Below are 13,979 nucleotides of genomic sequence, written 5' to 3' on the forward strand. Positions count from 1 at the left end.
ATTTTAACGCTATTTATGAACGAACAGCCACTTCTCTAACGAGCGGATTATGTACTTGCACATAAATTGCTTGCTCTAATGGATTACTTAACTCATCGACATCGAAAAATCTCGTTAGTAAATTTGCTTTACACGCTAACTTATCTTCGTCCAATAATTCTCTTAAAAATGTTGAAGGTTCCCGGTTATACGGAAGGAATGATTCAAGTACAGACCTTAATTCCGAGAGAAGAATTTCCTCCTTAATTAATCCTGCTGTGCCAAAACCATTAATGAGGCCAAACATATGATTGAAAATTAAGTAGTAACGAAATCTCTCATCCACAATATAGTCGTCATATAAATTTCCAGTACGTTCTCCAATACCAGCTAATTCATTATTAAGCTTTTCTTTCATTGAATTACAGAAATAAAATCCTTGATTATCACGGAAATAATATTTGACCGGATAACCATCTTTTAGCTGAACAACGCTATTTTGCTGATGAGCTTCTAATGCAACACCATACTGTAAATACATCCATACCATTGGCTTTAAAGAAATATTCATATATCGTCTAAACCACTCTAAGCTTACTTCTTCACAGCTTTTACTTTCTAAATCTGCTAGGCGATGAATAATATTCGATAACCGCGTACGCTCTCCAGGTATAGCGTCTTGAACTAGCCCAGCAATTAATGTTACGTCGTTTGCATGTTCACTATAAAAAGGGTTCTCACGAATAATTACTTCAAATCCAGATTCTTGTGTTCCATAATTTAATGTAATAAAGGCTGGATCACAAATAAAATCAAATCCTGGAAATCTTTCTCGTACTTCACCAATAGCCGTATTTAACATTTCCTTCCCTTCAAGACCACTCTCAAGTTCTTTCAGTTTATTAATACGCATTGAATTCGTTACTTTCACCGGAAATGAAAACTTAAGCATATACTTCGAATCGGGATGATACAGTGTCCTTAGTGATGATGTTGCCATATAATACTTACCTACAGGTCCAATATACTCAAGCAATTCTTGAACTATCCAATCTTGTACGTAAGCTTGATGCAAGAGCCATTCTGCCTGAAGCGGATGAATTGGAATTAATGCATATTGATCTTCCTTACAGTACTTCGCTATAAATTCCTTACTAACCGTCTCATCATTGCTTAATTCTTCTTTTATAATCATTGTTGTAGAATCTGATAATAATGATTTTTCATTTACTATACTTTTATGTGCCCGAAAATAATGAAGCTGACATTCTCCTTTTAATTCTGGAGAATACATTGCACTTTTCCAATCCAATATCCCCTGTCTACTCTTTGGTGTAGGATGAGTTAAATGCCCAAATAATAAAGACTGCTCCGCTTCTATAAAAGTTGTATGGAAACCGTATAATGCGGATGTATCTTCTATTCTCTCTTTTGTAAATTCCTCAATATTTTGACAACTACGAATGACTCGAAGCATAAGTTCCGCAGGATTCGTTCCTTCTCCGTAGTTAATAGACATCTCTTTTATTAAAAATGTAATAACTGTAACGTAATCTGCTGTAATAACAGAATTACTATCTCCAATTTGATAATAAAATTGTTCTCCAAACAAATGGCGATCTGTTGATGATTTATATATAACTTCTCCATACAAAGTAACGTTCTGTGCCGATAGCCGACAACATAAATATGTGGGGACTGTATCTCTATTCAACGTATTACTGAAGATACTCTTCATTCTTTCATCCTCTGTAATCCATTCTCCACTCCCTGCTTCTCTTAAATAACAGTTTAAAAAGCTTTGTAATGTTGCATGTTCTGCGATTTGTTTCGCATGCTGCATGTTGGTCCTCCTCTTTATATTAAAGCTATCGAAATTTTATATAATAAACGATAATTGAATATCGTTATCAATTCTGATTCTAATTGATAATGATATTCAATTCAAGAGTATATTTCAGAATTTTTTTATCTGCTTTAATTTTTATTGTTTTCCCTCTTTTCTTTAATCTAGTTAAAAATACACAAAAAATACTCAGTTTCAAACTACATACTTACTATTTTTCATTAGTAATCTATCCAAAATGTTTAAACAAAAGAGGTATACCTTAATTGGTATACCTCTTTCAAACATAAAATTTACATAATAATATTATTTATATCTCTCCAGCAATATGCTGTCTCTTCTACCTGTAATCGCTCTAAAAATTTTGTATCAATTTTTTCCGGGTTAAATTTTTCATAAAACTTTTTAGAAGGATTATTCGTAACAACCCAAACTAAAAGTGATTGCATATCATTATTTATACAATCCGATAATAAAGCTTGAAATAACTTTTGTCCTATTTTCATTCCTTGATACTCTTGTAAAAGGTAGATTGCATATAATTCTCCATCACAATTATAAGTACCAGTTCTTTCTACTCCCCCATCGATGAATCCAACTATTTCTCCATTTAAATTCTCTGCTACAAATCTAAATTGATGATTACCCTCTTTTTGAAAAATATCTTCCCATTGTTTTTCTCGTTTCTCATATGCTATATTATCTAGAATTTCGTCAGCAAATATCCCTTTATACGTTGCTTTCCAACTATCGACATGCACCTTTGCTATACCTTGTATATCATCCTTTATTGCTCTTCTAATATGTATTCCCATCATTTCTCCCCCTTTATTACTCATCATTATATCAATTTCATTCCTTAAAAATCCAAATAAAAAAGAGTGAATTCATGGTCATCTCCCTGTCAAGTAGACAGTAATAAAAAGAGTATTATGCCACGGCCTTTTCCCGATATTCTATCGGGGAAAGGCCGTGAAGTTTTTCTTGGAACCTTTCTGTATTATAGAATTGAATATATTCTTGAATTGCTTGATAAGCCATTTCATATGTTTTTGGGCGCACTAAATACAACTTCTCTGTTTTTAAATGTGAGAAGAATGATTCGATACACGCATTATCAAAACAGTTTCCACGTCTAGAATGACTACCGACAAATCCTAATCTTTCTAACTGCTTTGCGTAAGATTTTGATGTATATTGAAACCCTTGATCTGAATGTAAAGGGGCTTAATGGATAAGGATTTCCCTAATTGTTGTAATGTAGTTAAAACCAAATCTAAATCATTTCTTCGAGATAGCTTCCAAGCGACAATTTCATTGTTATATAGGTCTAACATGGCTGACAAATAAGCAAACTGGTCTCCAATTCGTACATAAGTAATATCCGTTACATATTTTTGATTTTGTTTGTCCGCTTGAAACTCTCGGTTCAAATGATTTTTAAATATCACCGATGTTTTCCTTCCGTAAAATGGACGTTTTTCCGGATGATAGATTGGATGCCTAATTCTCTCATGAGACGGCGAACACGTTTATGATTCATTACCATTCCTTCTCGAGCTAAAGCACGAGTCATGCGTTTATACCCATAGTAAGGGTGCTGACGATGAATAGATAAAATATGTTCTTTATGCCACATATCCCTTTTTGACGTAAACGCTCTACGTTATGATATTTCCGCCATTTATAGTAGCCAGCCTTAGAAACTTCCGCGAATTGAAACAGCCATCGAAGTGGATAGGCTTGGCGTAATGAATCGATAAGAGAAAATCGTTCTTTCTTTAGGACCATTCCTTCCCGTGTAGATTTGGATTGCGCTTTTTTAAATACTCAACCTGCGCCTTCAAATAAGCATTTTCTTCTTCTAGACTATTAAAATTCTTTCGATTCCAGACACCACGTTGATCCTCAAAGGACTCCCCCTGTTGCGCACGTTTTACCCACTCAATAATCTGAGCATCACTCTTCACACCGAGTTGTTCACGAATTTCTCGCAATGATTTTCTCTCTTCTAATCGAAGACGAACTGCTTCTTGCTTTAGTTCTTCTGTATATTTTTGAAATGATTGTCCTTTTCTTGCCATAAAAAAATCCCCTCCAGATAAAACAGTATTGAGTCCATCATATCAGATGGACTCTTTTTTTACTGTCTACCTATAGGGGATAATACCATCACTTCACTCTTTTTTATCACAATTATCTACTTTCCACTTCAACTGAAACTACTCGATCAATCTCTTTCAGGGAACTATATAACTCTGTTGTATATAAATCTTCTGGAGCTAAAATAACCATCTCTAGTTGCTGAAATGCTCCACTATCTATATCTTTAATTTTCACGCGTTTCACATGCATGCCTAAATTTTTAATTTGCTTAAATATACCATCTAACTCATGATGCTCTTTAACAGTAATTTTTATAGATAAATCCTTTTGTCTTAATGAATACGGTCCTGCAATTTTCACAAGTTGCGGAAGTACATTAATCGCTAAAATAATTAAAACCATCGCAACTGTCGCTTGTAAATAAAATCCCGCACCAATTGCGATCCCTAAAGCTGAAGCAGCCCACACCATAGAAGCTGTTGTTAATCCAGAAATAACGTCATTACTTCTTCGTAAAATGACACCCGCGCCAAGAAAACCAATTCCACTAACAATTTGAGCGGCCAGTCGCATCGGATCCATATTTGTATGTCCTGGAACAGAATATACATGTACAGATTCAATTGAAACCATCGTAATTAAACAACTTGCTACAGAAATAACCATACTTGTTTTCACACCAAGTGGTTTATTCTTTAGCTGCCTATCTATCCCGATGAATAATCCTAAAAAGAGTGCTAAACCTAATTTGAGTAAAAATTCATATGACATATTCCTATTCTCCTTACTTTACAATGTTTCCCTTAGAATAACTCACTATAACTCTTTTATGATATCAATTCCAGTCTTTTCTATTCATTTAACGTAAAAACCGAAAAAACATTTATAACGATGTTTCTCCGGCTTTTTATTACACTTTAGATTCTTCTTTATTTCTGATCTTTAATCTTAATTTCTGCACCTTTGTAGAATGCTAATTTACTGTCATTATACTCTTTTGTAAATTTGTTAAACTGCTCTTTCGACTTTTGTGCTTCCACATTTAATTCATTAACAGTTTTAACTTTTTCACCGATTTCTTTTAATTTCGTTTCTTTTACTTTTAATTTTTCATACAGTTCTTTTTCAGTCGCTAACACTTTCGTGTAATTTTCATTCATCTTTTGGAATGCATCATAACGATTCTTATACGACTCTTCTACTGCTTTTGCTTGTTTTTGTAACTTCTTATCTTCAATCTTCTCTATATTACTTTGAACAGACTTCGTTTCCTTCTGTGCTTTTTCTAGCATTTCTTTCTCACTTTTCAATACTTTTTCACGATCTTCTACATTTGCAGTAGCTTGCTCAATTTTCTTCACAACTGCTTCATTATGTTCTTTACCTTCTTGCAAAATTTGAGCATATAATTCTTGCCCTTGTTTCTCTAATTGCTCTAATTTTTTTGCTTCATCCACTAAAGATTTTTCTTGTGTTGCTGCTGTTTCAAAAGCTGTATATAGATTTTCTTCTGGCTTTTCACCGAAACAACCTGTTAAAAGTCCTACTGATAATGCTCCAACTACTGCTACTTTTCCATACTTCAACGTTCATTCCTCCATTACATACGGTTATCATGCCAGAAGTTCACTGGGAAGTGACTCTCTTCATGATAAGCTTCAAACTCATAACCTTTTTCTTTTAGTCCCTTTAAAATTGCTGGCACAGCAGCAACTGATTGCGGGTGAATATCATGCATTAAAATTACTTCTTGTGGTTTTGTTGCGTTTGTTAATACGTTTTGAGCAATTTGTGCTGCAGCTGCATCAACTGGCATTTTATTGTATCTCCAATCTAATGAATCAATTGTCCAATCCCATACTTTAAATCCGCCTTCTACCACTTTATTTCGAAGACCTTCATTCAATCCAGGCATCGAACCATATGGAGGACGTGTTAATTTAGGTGATTTCCCAATAATATTAGCGATTAAACCTTGATCTTCTTTCATCTCATTTACATACTCGCCATTTTTATATAACTTTGCGAAATTATGTGTCATACTATGCATGCCTACATAATGACCCTCAGCATTTTCACGTTTCACTAAATCAGGAAATTCTTTTACATTCGCTCCAATTAAAAAGAACGTCGCCTTCGCATCATGTTGTTTTAGCGTATTTAATAATTCAGCCGTATATTTCCCTGGCCCATCGTCAAATGTAAGATAAGCAACTTTTCTTTCTTTTCCATTAAAACGACTTGGTGCCGTTTTATTCATTTCAACTTTCGGCTGTTCACTTGCAAGCTGCACTACATTTTCTTGTTTCGCAACAGCTTTTGCTGGTGAAGTAATTGATTGAAACATGTAATACCCAATAGCTACTGCGGCAATCGCTATTAAAACGACTACTATTTGTTTAATTTTTAAAGCTTTTTCCATTCTATCGAATTCCTCTCCCTATTAATCTTATATATAAATCGCCCAATATAATTATACATCTATTTATTTTTATTTCACCATATAAATAGATTTTATTTGTATTATAATGGGAGTTTTATCAAAATTGTTGTTCCTATTCCTTCTTTACTTGTAACACTAAGCGCACCGCCATGAAGCTCCACCATTTTTTTAACGATAGCTAAACCAATACCTGCACCTGCAGCATGATTATTAATTTGGTAAAATGATTGCTCAATATATGGTAAATGTTCTTTAGCAATTCCAATCCCTTCGTCTCTTACCTTAATCACTGCTTGTCCTTCTATTTTAGTCGCTTCAATGTGTATTGTGCTTTTTTTATGTGAATACTTAATTGCATTTTGAACAATATTCAAGAAAACTTGCTTTAGCCTATTTCGATCTCCCATCAATTCAATTCGGTCTATAGTAGTAATAAATTGAATTTCCTTCTCTTCCGATTTAGGAGTTAATTGCCAAATCGTCTCCTCTAGTATATCGTACAATTGAACCTTTTGTTTATATAAATTAAAATGATTTGATTGTAATCTTGAAAAATCTAGCAATTCTTCTACTAAATGAATCAATCTATCTGTCTCACCTGAAATAATGCCCATACCTTGCTTTATTTCTTCTTCTGTTAAATGATCTACTGTTTTTAACGTCTCACTCCAACCTTTAATTCCTGTTAAAGGCGTTCGTATTTCGTGCGAAATAGAAGCAATGAATTCATTTTTCATCTGCTCAGCCTTATCTATTTTATAGGCCATATAATTTAAACTATGTGCCAAGTCACCTAATTCTCCAGGATAATCTTCTTTAATTTTTTGCTTTAATGTGCCTTCTGCAATTTGTGAAGAGGCTTGAATAATGGATTCAATTGGCTCAACAAATGAATTTGCCAAACGTCTACTAATTAAGAAGACGACTCCCGAAATAACAATACCTACAGAAATAGTAAACGTAATAATTTCAATAATCTTTTTATTTACATTTGTTAAAACAGTCGTATATTTTAAAACACCAATAGTTTGTCCTTGATGTATAAGTGGGCTTAGCACCTCTAGTTGTTTTTTATTACCTTTCGTAGTAACTTGATTATACATTTCACCTTCTAATAATGATTGTGGAATATTCACTTTACCTTCTACCTTTTCACCACTTGAAGATTGTATAACCGAGCCGTGACGATCGATTAACTGTAATTCTGTTCCTTCTAATTGAAAGCTACTAATTATGTCACCACTATATTCTTGTAATCGAATAAAGTATAGTGAATTGTATTCTGAAAAAAAACGTGTACTCGTTTTCGCATGAGACTCTATATATTGCACAATACCATTATAATAGTATCGATAAATTGAGACTGAAAATACAACTTCAAATAATACAAGCATAAGTGTAATGACCGTCATAAAATATAAAGTCACTTTCCGTTTCATCTCATACTTTCCTTCCACACATATCCTTTTCCCCACACCGTAAGAATAAATTCAGGTTCTGATGGATTACATTCTATCTTTTGACGTAACCGTCTCATATTTACATCTACTACTTTCGTCTCACCTACGTAATTGGTTCCCCAAATCATATTTAAAATTTCATCACGCGAAACTGGCTTTGAAGCCTGATTCATTAAATACTGTAATATCATATACTCTGTAGGTGTTAAATCGACTAATTGTCCATCTTTATACAATCTTTCTTCTATAATATTTAACGAAAATGGACCTGACGTAACAATATTCGTTTTTTCTTCATGTACTTCTATTCTTCTTAATAAAGACTGTATACGTGCAGTTAATACTACTGGACTAAACGGTTTTGCAATATAATCATCTGCACCCATTCCTAGTCCTTGCACCTTATCTTCATCTTGTACACGTGCGGTTAACATAATAATACCCATTTTTTTATTTTCTTTCCTGATAGCCTTACAAACCTCTAAACCATCAATCCCCGGTAACATTACATCCAGCAGTGCTATATCAACAGTTTGTTCACTCAAAATTTGTAACGCTTCTTCTCCAGTAGTAGCTTCTATTACATAAAATCCAGCACGTTTTAAATTTAAAACAATAAAGCTACGGATCGTTAATTCATCTTCTAAAACTAAAATTTTTGACATAATTCCCACCCCCTACTCTTGTTGATAATCCGCTAGCGGTTTTATATATGCTTTCACTTTTTCAAATTCCGATTGCTTCGGTACTGCATATACGTGAGAAGCCGTTTTAATTGCTGCGCTGTAGCCTTTTATATTGAACCATTCTTTCCGCTTAAAAATATGAACTTCAAGCCATATTTTATTTGTTCTTGTATCCAAAAACTTTTGAGAATTTGATTCTTTTTGCTGATCTGGTATTGTAATTTTCCCTATTAACTCTTTAGGGATTTTCACATAATACCCTTTTTCTATATCTATATATCGTTCTTCAATTGGTTTAATTCCAGATTCACTCCACTGTATGTAACGTTCGAAAAGCGGACTATCACCATGTGATTTATCTTCCCAACCTTTTGGGCGTACAGTACGAACAAATTCAATAATGCCGTCTTCATTAACATCTTTACTTTCTACAACATATTCATTAAATAAATCTTCTTTCCCATCCATAGGTAATACTTCATAATGATCCTGATCAAATTTTGCTACATAAGTTATACCTGAATGAGCCCCTGTTCCCGCATCGATTACAACTGCCTTTAATGATTTAGAAATACGACCCATTTGTATTCTTTGAATACTATTTATAAATGGATCGTATGACACTTCAGATAAAGTCTTAAATTGTTCCATGAACTCAACTGTCAGCTTCTCATCTTTTTCAAATGTAACAAGGCTTATATCTTTCAGTCCATTTTCATTTAGATCCTCTATGAATAACTTCGTATAACTTCGATTATATATTTCCTTCATCTCTTCATTTTCTTCCGAAAAAACATACATAACATGTTCTAACGATTCACGATTTACAGAGATTCCGATTAACAACTCTCTCTTCCCGTTCCCTGTAAAATCACCGACTTCAACGATATCTACATCTCCACCATCAAATTTATGTGTGGACTTTATTCTCCAGCCATTTCCGATTTCTTCATATACGGCTAAATATACGCTATGATCTTCATTCGGCAATTTATAAAATAAGATGGCTTCTTTCTTATTATCTTGTTTAAAATTCATTGACCAAATCATCTGTTTATCTTTGTTAGACATTGGAGTAAGTAAGCGATAATTAACAGGTAAATCTTTATCAATTTGTTCCTTTAATTCATTAATCCATTTTTCATTTGTAGGAGCTTCCATTAGACTTGTTGGAGCTTCAGACATTTTACATCCAGTCAATATAAAGATAATTCCCATCATACTTAACCATTTCTGCATATGATATCTTTCCTTACCACAAATTTTGAATATGTCCTTTTACTTTTTACCTATCCATTATACTCATACATATGAGTATAATTTTTCTAAACTAAAAATCGTTACAGAAAAGTTACAAATACATTCCAAAAAAAAAAGATTGGCAAAAGCCAATCTTTTTTTATTATTCATTTCGGACTGATTTTGGCGTTACACCTAAATGATCATTTAATTTTTTTGAAATATCTTTTACATTTTTTTCATTTGGAATGTAATAATAAATACCACCGATACGTTTATCTGTGCCTTCTATTTGCAATTTTTCCATTTCCAAATTAGATCCTGCCATATTTTTTGTAATGGCAAGCATATCGTCAAATGTTAAGTTCGTTTTCATATTTTTATCAACCGCATCTAGTAAAGAGCCCATCTTGCTAATTGATTGAACAGACATCGCTTTTTTAGCAATTGCTTCTATTACAAGTTGCTGTCTCTGTCCACGCATTGCGTCACTATCAATTTTACGCGTTCTTGCAAGTGCAAGTGCTTGTTCTCCATTTAAATGTTGGTAACCTTTTTCTAAATGGATCATACCAGCTTGGTCTTTACTATCTTGTTCAGTGAAAGTAACTGGTACATCAATATCAATACCACCAATTGAATCGACAATTTGTACGAATGATTCAAAGTTAAACTTCACATAATAATCAACAGGGACATTTAAGAATCTTTCCACCGTATCGCGTGTGCTTTCTACGCCACCAAATACGTGAGCATGAGTAATTTTATCTAATTTTTTTCTAGTTGGAATATAAACACGTGAATCACGTGGAATACTTACTAGCTTAACAGACTTATCATCTTTATTAATTGTTGCTAATAAAAGTGCATCTGTTCGAACTGCTTCGCCATATTGGCTTTTTCTCATTTCACTTCCATCTACACCCATGATTAATATTGAAATATTATCCTTTAAAGGTTCAACTTCTTTATCACGCTTTGATGACTTTTCAATTTTCGCATACGCATCATTTACAACAGCTTTTGCTTTATTATATATAAACGAACCATATCCTACTCCTCCAAAAATAAGTAGGAAAAATGGAATTAATATGAACCATTTTATTGACTTTCTTTTAGAACGCTTTTTATTACTTCTCGTATTTTGTTCTAATTCAGAGCTCATACCCATTCGCCTCTCTTTCTCTTTACCAAGTATAATGTAAGTCTATTTATCTTCATATTGAATTTCCTTTCATTAACCTTACAATTTTGTAAGGTTACTACTAAAACCCAATATGTATTCCATTTCACATTATACTCTCGTACTTATTTTTGGCAAGTCACTATTTACCAATTTCAAAAATTTAGCACTTCGCAACATGCGAATTTATAAATTCATTAACTCTTTCATTTTAAATTAGGATATCTTTTTCCAGATAAACGATATGAATAAAGAGTCCAGCTAATGATAAAACCTCTATGAATACAGTATATTTCACGTTATTATTTCTCAAACGGCGTATACATGCTTTTCTTCCCCTGATTATCAATAAAAGCCGACTTTGCTTTTATTTTCGTTTTTTCTACTTCCATGTCTTCATTTGAGAAGTTCACAATGATTTTAATATTTTTTCCATAAGAAACAGATTGTACTAGCTTATCTTCTGACAAATACGCAAAATTCGTCATCTCTTCTTTTACTGCTTTTTCATGAACTTCATTCCAAACTTTTAGATGCTCTGTAATTTCTTTTTTATGTTTATTCCACTCTACTTCATCTAAATGGTACAACGGAGGAACATTATACAATAATTCAGACAGCATTCGATTTCCAACTTCATCTTTTACCTTTAAACTTCCCCATTCCCAATGGTGCGTTGTAATAACGGAATCATTGTATACTAATTTATATAATGGTACCGAATATACTGGGTTTAAATACACTTGTTTATATTCTTCTTTCAATGGTACTTGTTTTGCATATTTTTCGGGAACATTTTGATTTGGTGACCAATATCCACCGACATAATACGGACTTGTTTTATTTTTCCGCATATCTTCATCGTCCCATTTAATAACAGGTGTTTCAATTCCGTGTGCAAATGCAATCGTACTACTAGCAAAATCATTTCCACCTTCAGAACCAACGACCATACCCTTTTCTTGCGCAATGTAGTCCATTCGTTTTAAACGTGCTTTTAAATCTTGCTCTTGTGTCGTTATATGTTTCGCTGAATAGTCATCGTAAATTTCACCTGTCGCATCACAATCAATAAACCATGAATTATATTTAGGACCATTTTGTAATATATCATTCATGCGTTCCTTTACACTAGGCAGCGATAAAGTCGGGTTTAACTTGCGACCTCTGCCTAAAAAGCCTTGCACCTTTTCTCCGTTTTTCTTCGTTACAGTAGCCTCTTCATATAATGATGGGTCATTAAAGGATGCTGTGTTCCAATTTTTATCACTTTTTTCGTGAATGGAATGATATGAATCATACGGACCAACTAAATACCCCATTTCCTTCGCTTTTGTCACGAAATTAGGTTGCATAAATCCTTGTTCCCAGTTCGGCAGACCAATCCACGCTTTTTCTATTCCTACCTCTTTCATTTCCTTTAGTATGTCCGTTCCATCTGCATTACCCCATTTACTTACCTCTTCAACCGCATCACCAAGTAGCGACTTTAATAAATGCTTATTTAAGCTATACAATTCTGTGTTCGTTAAGTGACCTACACCTTTCTTTAATAGCACACTAGCTTCCTGATCAACGTTTTGAAAAATATCCTCTTTATAAAATTCCTTCATGGATAATACTTCGTTTATATAACGTAAAATAACATTTTTTTGATACTTATCAATGAAATCTTGTTTACTTACTTGATCTAATACATTCAGTTCCCCAGGCTCTGAACTATTCTTTTGAATAAGTTCTTTTATATGACTAAACAGCGGGCTATTTATTTGCTCCCTTAGTTTTGGCCAATTTATATTATTTTCTGATAGACCATTTTGATTCCAAAAATAAAAATGCGCCGCTCCATATAACTTTTCGATTTCTTTATTTTTTCTAGCCTTTTCTTGTAATGTTTTAAATTCACCTTTTCGAACAATATCATCCTTATACAGTTTAGCAATGCTTACCGCATCATTATTTGTCACATATAATTGAAATCCATATGTTTTATTTTTATTTATGCTCGGAAATTCATGTGTAAAATCAAATCCTATTTTCGGATCCGAATGAAACTTCAATTCATTATTAAACATATTGTTTGCAATATATACAATTGAATATTTCGAACCATTTAATGCGAAAAACTTCATAGAAAATGATTCAGCAAATGAATATGCATCATCCTTTAAAAACTTCTTCCAATTCTCATCATTGCTCGGAATTTGCTTACCCTCCCATAACGGAAGTGTATAATTTTCAGCTTCTACTTTCGGCCATGTAAAGCTTTCTGCACCAGTCGATTCCACTTCAATGTTTAAGTGGTCTTTTTTCTTTTCTAATTTTATTTTTACTTTTTGATCTGGATATTCCCACGATGTACGATCCTTTTCTTTTTTTACATTCGATACCTTCATTTTCGGTAGGGGTCGTGATGCCTGTTCCTTTACCCCCTCATGTTCTACAGTTAATGTGAATGTTTCTGGATTTACATCATAAGTAAAATCTTTATACGTCGATTTCTTTATTTTAGACTCTTGTACAGCATTACTACCTTTTACGTCACAACCGACTAAAGTCGAAAATGGCATAGTTGTTAGAAGACATATCGCTATCATTTTTTTCATCCTCTGCACCTCCACCAATGAATATACAGGTGGTTTGTTACAGGAATGTGGCAAAAAATAATAGAGCTAGCATTTTGCTAGCTCTATTTGGATTATTAAAAGTTGATATGAACAACTATAACTTGCTTAGAAGATATGTAATACAGTAACTGCATTTTTTCTCAACAATTATGAAACTAAACAAATCAAAATTTTAACAAGCATTCTTTAACTGAAAAAATAAGTGTATACAATGTATCCTAAAAGTAGTACTAAAATGATTATCCCTGTGCCTTTCCAATTCATACCGCCTGCTATATCAACTGGACTACCTGTTTCCGCTCTATTGAGTCCGTCATGTAAAGAACCCGTAGGATTACTTTTTAATTCACTTTGTCTCATACGCTCTCTTTTTTCTTCTGGTGACTCTTTATTCATTTAATCACCTCCAA

Annotated in this window: 11 protein-coding genes and 1 pseudogene; all 12 read right to left on the minus strand. The window is 33.2% G+C overall.

All coding sequences use genetic code 11. The features are described 5' to 3' along the window. Window positions 1–13: 13 nt before the first annotated feature. On the minus strand, window positions 14–1,822 hold the full coding sequence (locus tag IQ781_RS05825; RefSeq protein ID WP_139847200.1) for an IucA/IucC family protein: 1,809 nt from the start codon (window positions 1,820–1,822) through the stop codon (window positions 14–16). Window positions 1,823–2,118: 296 nt separating this feature from the next. Further along, window positions 2,119–2,640, minus strand: a complete 522-nt coding sequence (locus tag IQ781_RS05830; protein WP_000511208.1) for a GNAT family N-acetyltransferase — start codon at window positions 2,638–2,640, stop codon at window positions 2,119–2,121. Window positions 2,641–2,755: 115 nt separating this feature from the next. Then, window positions 2,756–3,909, minus strand: a pseudogene (locus IQ781_RS05835) (IS3 family transposase). 112 nt (window positions 3,910–4,021) lie between these two features. Further along, the gene (locus IQ781_RS05840) at window positions 4,022–4,702 is read right to left on the minus strand and encodes an MgtC/SapB family protein (RefSeq protein WP_000119510.1); all 681 of its coding nucleotides are present in this window, start codon (window positions 4,700–4,702) and stop codon (window positions 4,022–4,024) included. 158 nt (window positions 4,703–4,860) lie between these two features. Then, entirely contained in the window at window positions 4,861–5,517 is a 657-nt protein-coding gene (locus IQ781_RS05845; RefSeq protein WP_000873573.1) for a YkyA family protein, read from the minus strand. A gap of 14 nt (window positions 5,518–5,531) precedes the next feature. Continuing rightward, the gene (locus tag IQ781_RS05850) at window positions 5,532–6,353 is read right to left on the minus strand and encodes a peptidoglycan-N-acetylglucosamine deacetylase (protein WP_000409484.1); all 822 of its coding nucleotides are present in this window, start codon (window positions 6,351–6,353) and stop codon (window positions 5,532–5,534) included. Window positions 6,354–6,454: 101 nt separating this feature from the next. Continuing rightward, on the minus strand, window positions 6,455–7,813 hold the full coding sequence (locus IQ781_RS05855; protein WP_000824534.1) for a sensor histidine kinase: 1,359 nt from the start codon (window positions 7,811–7,813) through the stop codon (window positions 6,455–6,457). After that, window positions 7,810–8,499 (minus strand): response regulator transcription factor, encoded by a 690-nt coding sequence (locus IQ781_RS05860; protein WP_000036073.1) that lies wholly within the window; start codon window positions 8,497–8,499, stop codon window positions 7,810–7,812. The genes IQ781_RS05855 and IQ781_RS05860 overlap by 4 nt, the downstream gene beginning before the upstream one ends. Window positions 8,500–8,511: 12 nt before the next feature. Further along, the gene (locus IQ781_RS05865; protein ID WP_001174862.1) at window positions 8,512–9,759 is read right to left on the minus strand and encodes a hypothetical protein; all 1,248 of its coding nucleotides are present in this window, start codon (window positions 9,757–9,759) and stop codon (window positions 8,512–8,514) included. 163 nt (window positions 9,760–9,922) lie between these two features. Next, window positions 9,923–10,924: an LCP family protein gene (locus tag IQ781_RS05870; RefSeq protein WP_002182662.1), complete on the minus strand. Its 1,002-nt coding sequence runs from the start codon at window positions 10,922–10,924 to the stop codon at window positions 9,923–9,925. Window positions 10,925–11,244: 320 nt separating this feature from the next. Further along, the gene (locus tag IQ781_RS05875) at window positions 11,245–13,548 is read right to left on the minus strand and encodes a glycoside hydrolase (RefSeq protein ID WP_000738105.1); all 2,304 of its coding nucleotides are present in this window, start codon (window positions 13,546–13,548) and stop codon (window positions 11,245–11,247) included. 207 nt (window positions 13,549–13,755) lie between these two features. Beyond that, entirely contained in the window at window positions 13,756–13,965 is a 210-nt protein-coding gene (locus IQ781_RS05880; RefSeq protein WP_001031479.1) for a DUF6366 family protein, read from the minus strand. Window positions 13,966–13,979: the final 14 nt, after the last annotated feature.

The organism is Bacillus sp. N447-1 (assembly GCF_022701035.1).
Taxonomy (GTDB): Bacteria; Bacillota; Bacilli; order Bacillales; family Bacillaceae_G; genus Bacillus_A; species Bacillus_A cereus.